We start from the raw sequence: 16,720 nt of genomic DNA on the forward strand, positions 1-16,720 counted from the left end.
AAATTTTTTTTTTATTACTTATTAAACAAAAACGTGTATAATACTTATGTTTTTATTTAATTTTGACATATCTATGAGTGCTCTATTTGTTAATGGGTTCATTCTTTCAATAGTAAAGGAGAGAATATGTGTTTGGTTAGCGGGGTAATATCATTTTTGAAGAGGATTATCGGTATGAATGGTGATGAAACTAATGAAACAAATGAAACTAATGGAACTAATGAAGTATTGATTCCTGGTCTTTTGGTTGACATGGTTGAAAGATATGAAGGAGTTAGAGTTACAGCTTATAAAGATCCAGGAAGAGGTGTTTGGACAATTGGTTATGGGCATACTGGTCCAGATGTTCATGAAGGTATGACTATTACACAAGAGCAAGCAGAAGAGTTGTTGAAAGGCGATTTGCGTAAGCATGTTGATTTACTTTTGTCAGCCTCTCCAATTATGGCTTCAGTTAGTGAGAATCGGCTTGCTGCAGTTGGTGATTTTGTTTTTAATCTTGGTATTGGAAATTATCGGAAAAGCACTTTCAAAAAGTGTATTGATGCTGAAGATTGGGAAAATGCTGCTACTGAGTGCAAGAAATGGATTCATGGAGGTGGAAAGGTTTTACCTGGTCTTGTGAAAAGGCGTAATGAAGAAGCTGCATTGTTGATAAGTGGTTAATTGTTGCTAGATATATTCTCTGTGACACCGTTTTCTATTTTATTGCTATCTATAATATCATATTTTGATTGAAAACCTTGTTTATTTTTTATTTAGCATACCGCTTCGAATGTAATCAATATTTTCGAAGCGGTATACTATGAAGCGGGCAATAAATTTAAAATTAAACGAAACTATTATTTTTTTTATCTTATTGATGAACTCAATAATTGAGTGTATGAATCTAGTATTATGGGAAATGATGCGCTTTTTAATAGAGTGCTACATACTTTTGAAAATAGATTTGAACGAGTGTAGGTGTTATAGTGGTAGCGGTACGAGAAACAATCGACAAGGTACGCAAAATAGACGTCGATCAATATAAATATGGTTTTGAGACAAATATTCAAGTTGAAAAAGCTCCTAAAGGCCTGAACGAAGATATCATTCGTTTTATATCAGAAAAGAAAAATGAGCCTCATTGGATGTTTGAGTGGAGATTATCCGCATATCGCCGTTGGTTGAAGATGAAAGAGCCTTCTTGGGCACGTGTTCATTATCCGTCTATTGATTTTAATGATTTGTATTACTATTCTTCCCCTAAAAGTGTTGTAGGTCCTCAATCTCTTGATGAAGTTGATCCAGAACTACTTAGAACATATGAAAAATTAGGCATTCCTTTACGTGAACAAGAGATTTTGGCCGGAGTTAAAAGTTCTAAAGTGGCTGTTGATGCTGTTTTTGATTCCGTTTCAGTTGTAACTACATTTAAAGAGGAATTAAAGAAATCTTCCGTTATTTTTATGCCTATTTCAGAGGCAATTTGCGAGTATCCTGATCTCGTGAGAAAGTATTTAGGTACGGTTGTTCCAGTGGGAGATAATTTTTATGCTGCTTTAAATTCGGCAGTCTTTACCGATGGTTCTTTCGTTTATATTCCGAAAGGAGTAAGGTGTCCGATGGAACTTTCTACGTATTTCCGTATTAATGAAAAAGGAACAGGTCAGTTTGAACGAACTTTGATTATTGTAGAGGAAGGTTCGTATGTTTCTTATCTAGAAGGATGTACTGCACCGCAACGTGATGAGAACCAGTTGCATGCAGCTGTTGTCGAGTTAATTGCTCTTGATGATGCTGAGATAAAATATTCTACTGTACAAAATTGGTATCCTGGAGATTCACAAGGCAAGGGTGGTATTTATAATTTTGTTACCAAACGCGGAGATTGTCGTGGTGTGAGGTCTAAGATATCTTGGACTCAATTGGAAACTGGTTCAGCTATTACATGGAAATATCCTTCTTGTCTTTTGCGTGGTGAACAATCTTGTGGAGAATTTTATTCAATTGCGATTTCCAACGGTTTTCAACAAATAGATAGTGGCACTAAGATGCTGCATCTTGCCAATAATACAACAAGCCGGATTGTCTCTAAGGGGATTTCGGCCGGTTTTTCCAACAATACATATCGTGGAAAAGTATCTGTGCATCGTGGTGCTGCACATTCTCGCAATTTTACACAGTGTGATAGTTTGTTGATAGGTAATAATTGTGGTGCTCATACAGTTCCTTATATTGAATCAAAGAATTCTTCTTGTAATTTAGAACATGAAGCAACAACTTCAAAAATATCAGATGATCATTTGTTTTATTGTCTTCAACGTGGAATTCCTGAAGAGGTAGCAATAGCATTAATTGTCAATGGATTTGTCAAAGAGGTGTTGCAAAAATTGCCAATGGAATTTGCTGTGGAAGCACAGAAATTAATTGATATTTCTTTAGAAGGATCTGTTGGATAGGGACTTTATCTTTATCTTTTAATAATTGAGTAAAATGGAAAAAACATGCTTGAAATAAAAAACCTTCATGCAAAAATTGTGGATACGGATACGGAAATTATTCGAGGGTTAGATTTAAAAATAGATGCTGGTGAGATAGTAGCTATTATGGGTCCTAATGGATCTGGCAAATCAACGTTATCATATATTTTATCAGGACATAAAGATTATGAGATAACATCTGGGGATATTATTTACAAAGGTAATAGTATCTTAGATTGGAGTATTGCGGAAAGGGCATCAAAGGGTATTTTCCTTGCTTTTCAATATCCTGTAGAAATACCTGGTGTTGTCATGATGCAATTTCTCAAAACAGCTTTGAATGAGCAACGTAAAGCCCGCAATGAGGAAGAGCTCTCCATTCCAGATTTCACCCGAAAAGTACGAGAAATATCTGCTGAATTGGGAATAAAGATGAATATGTTAAAACGTCCGTTAAATTTAGGTTTTTCTGGCGGTGAGAAAAAGATAGCTGAGATTTTGCAAATGCGTCTTCTAGAGCCGAGTTTATGTATTCTTGATGAAACTGATTCAGGTCTTGATATTGATGCTTTGAAAGTTGCTTCTCATGGAGTAAATGCTTTGCGTTTGCAGAATCGTTCTTTTTTGATTATTACACACTACCAGCGCCTTTTAAATTACATTAAACCAGATACTGTTCACGTTCTATATAATGGTAAAATTGTAAAAACAGGAGATTATAGCGTTGCCATTGATTTGGAAATGAATGGTTATGCTGACTTGATACAGGAACAAGTTTAGTGAATATATCAAAGGGTGAGATATGGGTGATTTAACAATAGGAGAGACTCTGTTGCTGCAAGCTTGTGATGAAGCTTGTCAGAATCCTTCTCAAAAGCAGTCGATTGCAGATTTTCGGAAGCGTTTGTTATCTGATTTTCGTGCTCAAGGATTATTGCCAACACGAAAAATTGAAAAATGGCATTATACAGATTTAAAAAATATGATGAAAGTATTTCCTATCAATACAAATGAATCATCAGCAGTAAAAGAATTTGATCCTCTAGTTGCGAATAGCATTCAATTATTAATTTCTAAGATACCATCCTCAAGTATTTTAAGAGAAAAGAATATTGACGTTTTTCCTTTATGTCATATGGAAAGTAAAGATGAGAGCTCTTATTGTTTAGAGCCATTAGATGAACACGATGCTATTGGGTATATAAATGGAATTTTAGGTAATGATGGGTATCAGGTTGTTATTCCTGACGAATGTCATTTAGAGGTTCCTATTGAGTTACAAGTTGTACAGTCTGGTGGGCAGAAGCACTTTCGTTATCCGATTAATTTTGGTGTCAACTCTCGGGCAACTATTATTGAACGTTATACATCTTCAGCGCAAAATCCATCTTTGGTATCGTCTGTTGCAAATATAAAAGTGGGTCAAGGTGCGGATATTACTTGGATTATTGTATTAGATCAAGGTATAGAAGATACTCATCTAGGACAATTGCGTGTCATTTTAGAGCAAAAATCTTCTTTCAAACTATTTGTCATTAATATTGGAAAAGGTCTTTCTAGAAGAGAGTTATCTGTTGATATCGAGGGTGAAGAATCTCAGTTTATATTGCGAGGTATCAATTTACTGAGTGGTAAGGCACATAGTGATTTATCCATGTTTCTACGTCATAAAGTGCCGAACACCTGTTCTTCTTCTGTAGTTCGTAATATTGTTTTAGATCAATCTACAGGTGTATTTCAAGGGGCGGTACATGTATCACCTGAAGCTCAGGGTAGCGATGCACGTATGACTTCTAATACTCTTTTATTTTCTAATGAAGGAAGTTTTTATGTAAAGCCAGAGTTAGAAATTTTTGCAGACGATGTGCAATGTGGTCATGGAGCAACTATTTCTGATATTAATCATAAACACTTATATTATTTGATGGCGCGTGGTATCCCGAAAGATCAAGCGTATAGTATGCTTGCATGTGCTTTTATCTCTGAAATTATATCTGATATAAATGATGAAATATTGTATTGCGCTATGGAAAAGATTTTATCTGCTTGGATGAAAAATAATTCGATTAATATGGTTTTGGTATGACTTTTGATGTTAATTCTATAAGAAAAGATTTTCCGATATTAGATCGTTACATTAGAAAAAATCCATTGATATATTTTGATAATGCTGCTTCTACGCAAAAGCCTAAAGATGTTATCAATTCTATCATGTATACCTATAGTCATGAGTATTCAAATGTACATCGTGGATTGCATTATATGGCAAATGCGGTAACAGATAAATATGAAAAAGCGCGAGATACAGTTCGTCGTTTTGTTAATGCTGCTTCTACAAAAGAGATTGTTTTTACCCGTTCTGCAACTGAATCAATAAATATTGTCGCTTATGGATGGGGTTCTAGACATATTTCTGTAGGAGATGAAATTGTTTTATCTGTAATGGAACATCATTCAAATATAATTCCTTGGCATTTTTTACGTCAAAGACGTGGTGCATCTCTTGTGTGGGTTCCTATTGATAAGCAAGGATTTTTGCAAATTGATGAATTCAAAAAACATTTAACAAAACGTACTAAACTGATTGCGATTACTCATATGTCAAATGTATTAGGAACAGTTGTTCCAATAAAAGATATTTGTCGTATTGCAAATGAACGTAATATTCCTGTTTTGATTGATGGGAGTCAGGGATCGGTACATAATTTCGTTGATGTTCAAGATATCAATTGTGATTGGTATATCATCACAGGACATAAACTGTATGGTCCTTCTGGTATAGGGGGATTGTATGGTAAAGAATCTCGTTTCAATGAAATGGATCCTTTTATGGGTGGTAGTGAGATGATTGCTGATGTTACACAGGATATGGTAACTTTTGCTGATTTGCCATATCGATTTGAGCCTGGGACTCCTCCGATTTCCCAAGCAATTGCATTTGGGGTTGCATTGGATTATATAGAAAAAATAAATAGAAAATCTATGTTTTTATATGAAAGAGAACTTGCGCAGTATGTTAGATCTCATCTAAAAAAGATGAGTAATGTACATTTGATTAATGAATCTTTAGAGGATTCTCCAATTATATCATTTCGATTAGAAAACATTCATCCATATGATCTTGCTGTTTTTTTAGATTGTAATGGTATTGCTGTGCGTTCGGGAACTCATTGTGCTAATCCTTTGTTAAAGTTTTTAGAATCAGATTCTCTTTGTCGTGTTTCTCTTGCGATGTATAATACTTATGAAGAAGCTGATAAATTTATTGAAACCTTAAAAAAATCAGAGAAGTTTTTTCATTAATAATTAGTGCAGAAGATGTATTAGAAAAATGTTGAATATGAAAAAAGAAATTACTTATAATACGGGAAAAAATACTGACAAAATATTGTCATCGTCGAAATCGGAGATTCCAGCAGAAGATCTGGAGAGGATTTCAGATGATATTATAGCTGCTTTGAAAACAGTATACGATCCTGAGATACCTTGTGATATATTTGAACTTGGACTTATTTATAAAATTGATGTCGAAGATGATTATATGGTAAAAATTTTGATGACTCTTACTGCTCCTGGATGTCCGGTTGCAGGAGAGATGCCTAAATGGATTGAAAATGCTGTTGGTGCAGTAGAGGGAATATCTGGTGTAGAAGTATCTATAACTTTTGATCCTCCATGGAGTCCAGATCTTATGTCAGAAGAAGCGCAAATTGCGACAGGTTATTACTAAAATACTATATAGCATTCTATCGTAATTTTTATTGATTAATACTTTTAGGGCGTTTGTATTTTAAGGAGTAACTAAGACAATGTCGAACGACATAGTAACTATTACTGAATCTGCTGTATCTCGAATAAAGGAGATTGTCACTAATTCACAAAATAAAGCTCAAGGCATTCGTATTTCTCTTAAAAAGGGTGGATGTGCTGGTCTAGAATATATGGTTGATTTAGTGATTGATCCTTTACAAGGAGACGATTTAATAGAAAAAAATGGTGTGAAAGTTTGGATTGATTCTTCTTCGCTTCTTTATCTGCTTGGTACAGAAATTGATTTTAAGACGGAAGAATTATATTCAGGATTTATTTTTCATAATCCTAATCATGTTTCTTCTTGTGGTTGTGGGCAGTCGGTAGAAATAAAACGTGCAAATCTCGAAAATTATTCCCATGGAAAACATCTAAGAGATTCTCATATTTGATATCAAATATTTGATATTAAAGTGTCTTTACGGATATATACACATCTATCAAGCGTATAGTGTAGATTATTATTTAATGTTATAATCCAAATGGCTAGAGGTTACATGAGGTCTTTGAGAATATTGTTTATACTGCAATAGATAATTTTTATAAATAATAGTGGATAAATTTAAAGTTTTTAACTTATTATAGGATTCTATTTTTATCATCTTAACCCAGAATCCTTAGATATTTTCGTCTTTTTAGACTATTTATTAGGTTTTCTCTTTTTTCCAGAAGATCACTGAAATCAGGATTTATTTTATTTATATTTCAGGATATGACTTTTTATACATATTTTTCTTCTTTTTATCACTATAATACTTAAGAAATATTCTTATTTTAATAATTATTTTATCTTGCTGAAGAAATAAGATTTAATATATCAAGAATCGTCTTCTTGAAAAAATATGGATTGTTTTAGTATTTTTATTTTATCACGGATACGTGCTGCTTCTTCAAAGTTAAGATTATCAGCTGCAAGGTGCATTTGTTTCCGTAGTGATTTTAAATGTATATCCATTTTTTTCTTGGACAAAGATAATTCTTGTATATCAAGGCTAATATTAGATTTCGCGGAATCTTCTTGTAAGATTGGATCAATAACTTCAATGATTTTTTCTTTCACTGATTGGGGATTAATATTATGCTCTTTATTATATTTAATTTGCTTCTCTCGTCTTCTATTTGTCTCATCAATAGCTAATTGAATAGATTTTGTAATCGTATCGGCATAAAGAATGACTTTGCTATTAACATTACGAGCAGCACGACCAATCGTTTGTATTAAAGAGGTTTTAGAACGTAAAAAACCTTCCTTGTCTGCATCTAAAATAGCTACAAGACCGCATTCAGGAATATCTAAGCCTTCACGTAATAAATTAATTCCGACGAGAACATCAAATTTTCCAAAACGAAGATCACGGATGATTTCGATTCTTTCTAATGTGTTCACCTCAGAATGCATGTAACGAACACGAATATTGCGTTCGTAAAGATATTCCGTTAAATCTTCTGCCATTTTTTTGGTAAGCACAGTTAATAAAATGCGTAAACCCTGTTGAACCGATAAATTTATTTCATCGTAAATGTCTTCTACTTGAGTAAGAGCAGATCTAATCTCTACAGGAGGATCAACTATTCCTGTGGGACGAATAATTTGTTCTACAATAATACCTTGACATTGCTCTAATTCCCATGGCCCAGGAGTAGCGGAAACTACGATGGTGGTTGGTCGAAGGCAATTCCACTCTTCAAAACGCAATGGACGATTATCCATACAAGAAGGAAGACGAAAACCATATTCGGCTAAAGTAGCTTTACGGCGAAAATCACCGCGATACATACCGCTAATTTGAGGGATAGTCACATGACTTTCATCAACAAATAATAATGAATCTTCAGGAATATATTCAAAAAGCGTCGGTGGAGGCTCTCCAGGATTGCGTCCTGTGAGATACCGAGAATAGTTTTCAATAGATTGACAAGATCCCGTGGTTTCTAGCATCTCTAAATCATAAGTAATTCGTTGTTCAAGACGTTGTTCCTCAAGTAATCTTCCTTCTTTTTTTAATTCAATAAGGCGTAGTGCTAGTTCTTCTTTAATATATTTCATTGCGATATTAAGGGTAGGTCGTGGCGTAACATAATGGGAATTAGCATATATTTTTATTTTTTCTAGACTTCTAATTTTTTTACCAGTAAGGGGATGAAATTCTGTAATTTCTTCGATATCATTGCCAAACATGCTAATGCGCCATGCGGCATCTTCTAAATGAGAAGGGAAAATTTCAATCGAATCGCCACAAACTCGAAATGTTCCGCGTGTGATTACTATATCTTGGCGTTTATATTGTTGTTTGACTAAAGAAGAAAGTAACTCTTTTTGTTCTACTTGATCGCCAATTTTTAATTGTAGGATCATTTGAGAATATGATTCAACAGATCCTATACCATAAATACAAGACACTGAAGAGACGATAATACAATCACTGCGTTCTAAAATAGAACGAGTAGCAGAGTGTCGCATACGATCTATTTGCTCATTAATAGAAGATTCTTTCTCAATATAAGTATCTGTTCGAGGAACATAGGCTTCTGGTTGATAATAATCGTAATAAGAAACAAAATATTCTACTGCGTTATGAGGAAAAAAATTCTTAAATTCTGAATATAGTTGAGCAGCTAGTATTTTATTAGGAGCCATCACGATAGAAGGTTTTTGCATTTCTTCTATAACTTTTGCCATAGTAAAAGTTTTTCCAGATCCAGTAACTCCCAGCAAAAGCTGTGTTTTTTCTCCTGAATCAATTCCTTCTACGAGTTGTGAAATAGCAGTAGGTTGATCTCCAGAAGGATGGTAATCCGTTTTCATTTGAAATGGAATGATGTTTTTTGAATGATTATGAACGGATAAAAAACGATGAGGATTCCAAACTTTGCCGTTTTTGATAAGAGGATTATCTGATTGGATTAAACGAGCAAGTTCCTGTACCGATGGGGTCATCTCCTGTTTGGTAATATCTTTGGTTGAGTTATCTGGTACAGAATTTTGAAATATAATCCTTGAAGATTCTTCTGTTTTTTGTTGTAAATTTTGCTCTATAAGCATGCGTTTTTTTGCATTTTTACGGTGTTTTCCCGCTTCAGAACGGATTTGACGCATTGTATTAGTAGCTATTGATTTTTCTATTTTTAATTGTATTTCTTCGAATGCAGGATTATTTAGATCATCTATATTAGTTGATTTTCGAGATTTTTTTTCAGATAAAGAACGTTTTTTAGGAGGCATATTACAAACATTCAAATATTATTTTTTTAATTAAATATTAGTTACGTATAAAGTATTTGTGTTTCAACGTTAATAATTTAATCAACAAACATAGATTTGGAAATACTTTTTTCATTTATTGCATCATCATTTATATGAAATTCTAATAATAAATTATTATTGATCAACAGTTTTTATTTCTAATAATAATATATTTATTATTAATTACTATGTAATATATTGCATAGCATTTTCTTTAACGTTTTTTTATCTAAGGATTACGTTGTGGAGTATATTTCCTTAATTATCGTTGCAAGTTTTATTTCAGGAACTCTTTCAGGATTATTTGGTGTTGGTAGTGGGTTAGTCATGCTTCCGATATTGAGCAAAGCGTTTCAACTAATGGGTGTTGATGATACAATTTGTATGCATGTTGCGATGGGAACTTCTCTAGGAGTTATGGTTCCAACTTCTATTATGTCATTTATGGCACATAAGCGCCATGGATCAGTAAATATGCAATTATTTAAAGATTGGATGATCGTTATTCCTATCACTACTGTTTTAACATCATTTATGATTTCACATGTGGACAAATATTTTTTAAACAAATCTTTTGCTTTGTTTTGTTTTTTAATGGGGTTTTTAATACTCAAAAGAGATAATATTTGTTATAAAGAAAAATTCCCAGAAAATTATATGAGATATGTTTGGGGAATCGTCATAGGATTTTTGTCGGGAGCTTTAGGAGTAGGGGGAGGAATATTTGCAAATATCCTCATGTTATTTCATGGTTTTTCAATCCATAAAGCTGCAACAACTGCAACAGGTGTAAGTGTATTAATTACTATACCTGGATTATTAGTACGAATTTATAGCGGTTGGGGAATGGAAGGTTTACCTCCATTTTCTATGGGCTTTGTTAATTTAGGAGCTGTTTTTATTATTTTACCCGTTAGCATATTAATCACTCCTCTTGCTACAAGGATATCTTATTTAATAGGAAAAAAATATCTAACAGCGGGGTTTAGCATGCTCATGTTTTTAACATCTTTTATATTTTTATAGCATATACCTGATAATTATGGAGAAATTAATTAAAATAAAACAGCGTATTGCATGATAAAAAATATCATGAACATGTGTGATATTTTAAAAATATTTGTGCATTTTAGTTAATTCATGAGAAGTATTTGGTTGAAATATGCAAGTTATAATTTGCTTATTAGATTGATTTATAAAATATTTTTAAAACCAATACCTACTAGAATTTAATTAAATTCTAGTAGGTATCTTTATTTCATTTGGTAAGAAGGTTATTAGTTATTTTTTCAAATAACTATCTGAATACTCTTTTATGAAATATTGGATTTTATGTATTACAGTATGCAGTCCATTGATACGTTTCTGAGAGAGATACTCTGTTAATCCAATTCGTTGAAGTATTTCTAGGGAATCTATTTTGAGTATTTCTGAAATACTTTTATTAGCGTAAATACTTCTTATAATATACAGTATTCCACATACGATCTGAGAATCAGAAAAAGCATATAATACCATGATAGGATCCTGTTTTTTTTTGTTCTCCAAATATGTCACCATCCATAATTTGCTTACACATGCTGATATGATGTTCTCATCTATCATGTATTCTTTTGGAAAAGGAGGGAGTTTTTTCCCTAACTCGATCAAATAGTGATACCGATCTTCTATATCGTCTATTATATTCATATTTTCTATGATGTCATTTATAGGAATCATGCATAATATCCTTTTTATGATAGCAAAGGAAATGTTCCTTATTAAATCATGATTTTTTTAGTTTTTAAATATTCTATTTATTCTTTATCGGTGTGATTGCGAAATTTATTGATGATAGGATAAAGGCGATCGCGACCAAAACTTTTAGAAGTTATTTTAGTACCTAAAGGAGATTGTCGACGTTTATGTTCGGAATTATATAAAAGATTTTCTATATAACGAACAGTCTCACTAGTGTACTTATGTTGCATATTACCATCTATTAAAGTTTCGTCATTTTCAATAATGCGTTTAATAATATCATCTAAAATAGGATAGGCAGGTAATAATTCTTGGTCTGTTTGGTTAAAACGTAATTCTGCAGAAGGAGACTTTTCTAGAATCCTAAGAGGTATTACTTCTGTCAAAGGTCCCAAACCACCAACAATGCAATGTGAATTACGCCAAGATGCGAGTTTATATACTTGTGTTTTATATAGGTCTTTCAGGGGATTAAATCCACCACTCATATCGCCGTATAATGTTCCATATCCAACGGATACTTCAGATTTATTGCTAGTCGTGAGCAACATCTTATTTGAGTGATTAGAGATAGCCATTAAAATATTCCCTCTGATACGACTCTGGATATTTTCTGCTACGATACCATCAGGTTCTTCTTGTAAAAATTGTGTCATTAGTGAAAAGAAACAATCAACAAGATCATGAATAGGTAATATATCATATCGGCAGCCTAATGCTTTCGCACAAGCAGCAGCATCTTCTAAACTTTGATGGGAGGTATATTTATAAGGAAGCATGATGGTTTGTACATTGTCTTTTCCTAATGCATCAACTGCGATTGTTGCGCATAGAGCCGAATCAATGCCTCCTGAAAGTCCAATAATGACTTTATTAAAATTATTTTTTTGCACATAATCACGTAGACTAAGAACACAGGCGTGATAGTCTGCTTCTTCTTGAAGAGGAATATACACTTTTGATTGAGGAGGATTATTTATAAAACTCCATTTATCCACCTGTTCGTCATACTGCCATTTGGTAATCAAATTTTGTTCCACAAAGTGATTCATTTGAAACGCTAATTTTTGATAACTGTCAAAGCAAAAACTCGCTCCATCAAATATCAGTTCGTCTTGTCCACCCACTTGATTTACATAAATGATGGGAATATTTACATGAGAAATTTGTTTTCTAACTATTTCATGGCGTTTTCTCAATTTATTGTGACAATAAGGAGAAGCATTGATAGATAGAAGAAATTCAGCGCCTTGTTTTTTTAAATTCCGACAAATATTTGAATTTTCCCAGATATCTTCGCATATAAGAACGCCTAGTTGAATACCTCTAAAGACAACGGGATTATTACTATATCCTGATACAAAAGTACGTTTTTCATGAAATTCATTATAGTTTGGGAGATTAATCTTATCGCGGATAGCGACAATATTTCCTCCATCAAGTATTGCAACGGAGTTTAATATTCCTTCTTTACTTTGACGAGGAAAACCTATTATGACCCCAGCACCATTATCATTAGTATCATTTTTTAGAGTATTCAGCTCAGTATAACATTTTTGTATAAAAGATTTATTGAACACCAGATCTTCTGGTGGATATCCTGATATAAAAAGTTCCGTAAATAAAACAATATCTGCTCCTAGACGAGTTGCTTCGTTACGTACTTGACGGGCTTTGGTAATATTTCCGACAATATCTCCTACGATTGGATTTAATTGTGCTACAGCTATTTTAAAATTTTTCAACAAGAGGAAATCCGTATTTCAAGTTATCACGATAATCATTTTCTCGTAAAATTAGTCATAGATCATTTTATATTTTCCCTAAAATAACGATTTATATTGGATTAAACTGTTTTTACGTTAGTCCTTCTTTTAACATATTGTCACTCACATCATAATCAATGGTTATAGGACAATGATCACTTAAGCGATTTCCTTTAATTTGAATATCATTTGAATCATATAAAACTTCAGAAAAACTATTTTTAATTAACAATTTATAAGCATTTTTATCCATTATAAAGTAGTCAATAGGGGTTTTGTTCAATAAATTTTTATTTGCATTACATGAAGTTTCTTTCTGTTGAGGAAAGCGGATTAATGAATTGTCAGGATTTATTTTTTGCCAAAAAGAATCTTTATCCTCCAAATAATTTATTTTCCTGTTGAAGTCGCCTGCTATAATAAAAGGAATACCAGTTTCTTTCTTTTGATCAATCCAGAGTTTGAGCCATTTGGATTGTTTATTAAGCAAATTACAACTAGAATTACGGGTGTTTTCTAATTTATTTAAGAAACAAAAGGATTTAAGATGAATATCAAGTATCCATACTTTTTGACCGTTTATTTCTATCAAAAGTTCAACAGCGCGACGTTTTCCTGCTCTTGAATGTGAATTCTCTATTCCTACAAAAGGATAAGATACCTGCAGAACATGCATGGATTTTTTTCTGACAACTACTGCCGTATTAATGGAACTATTACGGCTATTATATTTAATATTAAAGTAATTCAATATCGAACTCCATATGGAATCCTCTCCTGAATAAAAAATTTGCCATGTATCTTCAGGGAATATTTTTGCAACAGCACCGTAACTTCCCATTTCTTGTAAAGAAACAATATCAGCATTTAGATTCATAGCATATTGTCTTAATAAATCATAATCGCTCTTTTCCCTTATGACTGAATTTCTCCAAATATTCACTCCTTCTTTTTCAGAAAGAGTATTAATATTCCACGATGCAACTCTCATTTTTTGAGCAAAACTGGTATAAGGAATGAGAAAAAATGTAAAAAATAAAAAATATTTTATCATAATTAAGTATGGTCCTTTTATAAAGTTGAATATTTTTTATTTGCAAAAAAATTCAACTCCTTGATAATGAAGAGTAGGGAATTGCATCGTTTTTTTACTAAAGTGATTATATCAACATTATTTCTTATTATCGAAAATCAGGGGGAAGGGATTCTTGTGTCAGTATTGGTATAGCATCTGATAGGGGGAGTTTCTGGGTTGCCGTGGATCCAAGACGACGAATTACGACAGAACGTTCCGTGGCTTCTTTATCGCCACAAATGATGATAATAGGGATCTTTTTAACGGAATGTTCTCGAATTTTATAACTTATTTTTTCATTGCGAAAATCTGTTTCAATGGATAAGTTATGACTTTTCAAAATATTAGTAACCTCTTGTGCATATTCAACTGCAGAGGAAGTGATTGTCGTAACGATTGCTTGTACTGGAGAGAGCCATAATGGAAGATTTCCTTTAAAATTTTCGATCATAATACCAATAAAGCGTTCAATTGAACCAAATATTGCACGATGAATCATTACAGGATGACATTTTTCGGATTGAGAGTTAATATAAAATGCATTGAATCTGCTAGGAAGATTGAAATCAATTTGTATTGTTCCACATTGCCAATCGCGACCAATCGCATCTTTCAGGATATATTCGAATTTTGGACCGTAAAAAGCGCCTTCTCCTAAAAGAATTCCAGTATTAATTTTGTTCTTAGATGAAGTCTTAATAGCGTCAAGAACGTCGTTCATAATATTCTCTGCATCATCCCATAATTCATCGGATCCGACACGTTTTTCCGGACGAGTAGAAAGTTTGACCGTAATCGTTTCAAAGCCGAAATCTTTGTAAATTGATACTATGAGATTGTGGATTTTAAGACACTCTTCAAACATCTGTTCTTTAGTGCAAAATACGTGCGCATCATCCTGCGTGAATCCTCGGACGCGCATGAGACCATGTAATGCTCCAGATGGTTCATTGCGGTATACTGATCCAAATTCAGCTAAGCGAATAGGAAGTTCACGATAAGATTTCAATCCATGATTAAAAACCGCAACATGACCAGGACAATTCATCGGTTTGAGAGCAAACGAACGAAGATCTTTTACTGTATCGTCGGCACATTTGACAGCAAACATATTAGCTCGATACCAATCCCAATGTCCTGATTTTTGCCATAGATTTTGGTCTAGTACTTGAGGAGTATTAATTTCCTCATAATCATCTTTTATTTTTCTACGCATATAGGATATGAGATTCTGGAATATTTTCCAACCTTTCTGATGCCAGAAAATTACTCCTGAACCATCTTCTGAAATGTGGAAAAGATCCATCTCACGTGCAAGTTTTCTATGATCTCGCTTTTCAGATTCTTCAAGAAAATCTAAATACTGCGTCAGTTCTCGTTGAGTATTCCAAGCAGTTCCATAAATACGTGATAACATTGGACGAGTATTGTCCCCACGCCAGTAAGCGCCGGCTACTTTCATTAATTTGAAAAATTTTTTTACTTGTCCTGTCGATCGTACATGTGGCCCACGACACAAATCAAACCATGTTCCCTGATGATAAATAGTTATATTGTCTTTTGCAGGAATTTTCTCTAAAATTTCTACTTTATACGTTTCTTTTTTAGATTCAAAAATTTCTTTTGCTTGTTCACGCGACAAACATTGTTTGAGAAAAGGAGAATCTTTCTCAATGATATCATGCATTTTTTTTTCTATTTGTTCAAGTTCCGCCGCATTAAATGGTTTTTCTTTGTAAAAATCATAATAAAAACCATTTTCTATTACTGGTCCAATTGCTACTTGTATTCCTGACCAAATGCTTTGTACTGCTTCAGCCATGATATGAGCACAACTATGGCGAATAATATCTAAAGATCTAGGATCTTCAGAGGTAATAATTTCGATTGATCCCGTTTGTATTAAATCAGATAAATCATATATTTTACCATTAATTGCCATCGCTATTGCTTTTTTTGCAAGAGACTTGGATATTGATTCAGCAACATCAGATCCCGTTGTATGAGAAGGAAAAATCTTGATTGAATCATCGGGGAATGTCAATTTAATATCTGAAGGCATTAGCAATATACTCTTTTCTTTAAATCAAGCTACTTCATGAATCTTTCTTCAAGATTCTCTATAAGAAAATAACGGATCATCAGTCGAATATCCAGTCATTGAGTAAAAAAATGAGTGTTTTTTGTCAACATAATAAAATGAATAATCAGTATATGATTGAATATTCTAAAAAAACCATTATTCATATCATTGTTTATTATGGTAAGAAGAATGATATTTTGAGTTTAGATACTTTTGAATATGAAGATGGGTTAGAAGATTATTGACAGTTCACTTAAAATATTATTAGGTTATCCGTCGTATTTTACCATAATTTTACCATATATGTGTTACATGCCAATCTAATGAAATGCTATTTTGGTCTGTAAATTTGTGATGTTCTTGTAGGTGGTGATTATTTGGGAAGGGTGGCCGAGCGGTTTAAGGCACTGGTCTTGAAAACCAGAGATGGGAAACTATCCGTGGGTTCGAATCCGACCCCTTCCGCCAATCCATCTTGTTGTCGATGAAATATTCATGAATAATAAATTACTTGTAAACGACTATGAACAAATAAAAATA

14 protein-coding genes and 1 tRNA gene are annotated in these 16,720 nt (G+C 33.0%); 10 read left to right on the forward strand and 5 right to left on the reverse strand.

Annotated features, from left to right (window positions below):
• The first annotated feature begins 126 nt into the window (after positions 1–126).
• The 7 genes from G293_RS04805 to G293_RS04835 all read left to right on the forward strand — a co-directional run bounded on the left by G293_RS04805 (position 127) and on the right by G293_RS04835 (position 6,664).
• Positions 127–666, forward strand: a complete 540-nt coding sequence (locus G293_RS04805) for a lysozyme (protein ID WP_047264530.1) — start codon at positions 127–129, stop codon at positions 664–666.
• A gap of 305 nt (positions 667–971) precedes the next feature.
• Positions 972–2,441 (forward strand): Fe-S cluster assembly protein SufB, encoded by a 1,470-nt coding sequence (gene sufB / locus G293_RS04810; protein WP_047264531.1) that lies wholly within the window; start codon positions 972–974, stop codon positions 2,439–2,441.
• Between the two features lie 45 nt (positions 2,442–2,486).
• Positions 2,487–3,242, forward strand: a complete 756-nt coding sequence (sufC, locus tag G293_RS04815) for a Fe-S cluster assembly ATPase SufC (protein ID WP_047264532.1) — start codon at positions 2,487–2,489, stop codon at positions 3,240–3,242.
• A 22-nt stretch (positions 3,243–3,264) separates the two neighbouring features.
• Positions 3,265–4,548: a Fe-S cluster assembly protein SufD gene (sufD, locus tag G293_RS04820; RefSeq protein WP_047264533.1), complete on the forward strand. Its 1,284-nt coding sequence runs from the start codon at positions 3,265–3,267 to the stop codon at positions 4,546–4,548.
• On the forward strand, positions 4,545–5,765 hold the full coding sequence (locus G293_RS04825; protein WP_047264534.1) for a cysteine desulfurase: 1,221 nt from the start codon (positions 4,545–4,547) through the stop codon (positions 5,763–5,765). The genes sufD and G293_RS04825 overlap by 4 nt, the downstream gene beginning before the upstream one ends.
• 37 nt (positions 5,766–5,802) lie before the next feature.
• Positions 5,803–6,192, forward strand: a complete 390-nt coding sequence (locus tag G293_RS04830) for an SUF system Fe-S cluster assembly protein (protein WP_083965976.1) — start codon at positions 5,803–5,805, stop codon at positions 6,190–6,192.
• 79 nt (positions 6,193–6,271) lie between these two features.
• Positions 6,272–6,664, forward strand: a complete 393-nt coding sequence (locus G293_RS04835; RefSeq protein ID WP_047264535.1) for a HesB/IscA family protein — start codon at positions 6,272–6,274, stop codon at positions 6,662–6,664.
• Between the two features lie 425 nt (positions 6,665–7,089).
• Here G293_RS04835 and uvrB read toward each other — a convergent pair whose 3' ends face one another.
• On the reverse strand, positions 7,090–9,495 hold the full coding sequence (gene uvrB / locus G293_RS04840) for an excinuclease ABC subunit UvrB (RefSeq protein WP_047264536.1): 2,406 nt from the start codon (positions 9,493–9,495) through the stop codon (positions 7,090–7,092).
• A 264-nt stretch (positions 9,496–9,759) separates the two neighbouring features.
• On the opposite strand from uvrB, the gene G293_RS04845 reads away from it, so the two are divergent.
• Positions 9,760–10,542, forward strand: coding sequence for a sulfite exporter TauE/SafE family protein (locus G293_RS04845; protein ID WP_047264537.1), 783 nt, complete (start codon positions 9,760–9,762; stop codon positions 10,540–10,542).
• A gap of 255 nt (positions 10,543–10,797) precedes the next feature.
• On the opposite strand, the gene G293_RS04850 is transcribed toward G293_RS04845, so the two are convergent.
• From G293_RS04850 to thrS, 4 genes are all read right to left on the reverse strand, one after another.
• Positions 10,798–11,235, reverse strand: coding sequence for a SufE family protein (locus G293_RS04850; RefSeq protein ID WP_047264538.1), 438 nt, complete (start codon positions 11,233–11,235; stop codon positions 10,798–10,800).
• A 77-nt stretch (positions 11,236–11,312) separates the two neighbouring features.
• Positions 11,313–13,004: an NAD+ synthase gene (locus G293_RS04855; RefSeq protein ID WP_047264539.1), complete on the reverse strand. Its 1,692-nt coding sequence runs from the start codon at positions 13,002–13,004 to the stop codon at positions 11,313–11,315.
• A gap of 109 nt (positions 13,005–13,113) precedes the next feature.
• Positions 13,114–14,076, reverse strand: coding sequence for an endonuclease/exonuclease/phosphatase family protein (locus tag G293_RS05580; protein ID WP_244464381.1), 963 nt, complete (start codon positions 14,074–14,076; stop codon positions 13,114–13,116).
• Between the two features lie 127 nt (positions 14,077–14,203).
• The gene (gene thrS / locus G293_RS04865) at positions 14,204–16,159 is read right to left on the reverse strand and encodes a threonine--tRNA ligase (RefSeq protein WP_047264540.1); all 1,956 of its coding nucleotides are present in this window, start codon (positions 16,157–16,159) and stop codon (positions 14,204–14,206) included.
• Positions 16,160–16,269: 110 nt separating this feature from the next.
• Between thrS and G293_RS05750 the strand changes: the two genes are divergently transcribed.
• Both G293_RS05750 and G293_RS04870 read left to right on the forward strand, forming a co-directional pair.
• Positions 16,270–16,425, forward strand: coding sequence for a hypothetical protein (locus G293_RS05750; RefSeq protein WP_158402233.1), 156 nt, complete (start codon positions 16,270–16,272; stop codon positions 16,423–16,425).
• 135 nt (positions 16,426–16,560) lie between these two features.
• Positions 16,561–16,648 (forward strand) — tRNA-Ser (locus G293_RS04870).
• Positions 16,649–16,720 lie beyond the last annotated feature (72 nt).

The sequence above is a fragment of the Candidatus Liberibacter africanus PTSAPSY genome (assembly GCF_001021085.1).
Lineage (GTDB): Bacteria > Pseudomonadota > Alphaproteobacteria > Rhizobiales > Rhizobiaceae > Liberibacter > Liberibacter africanus.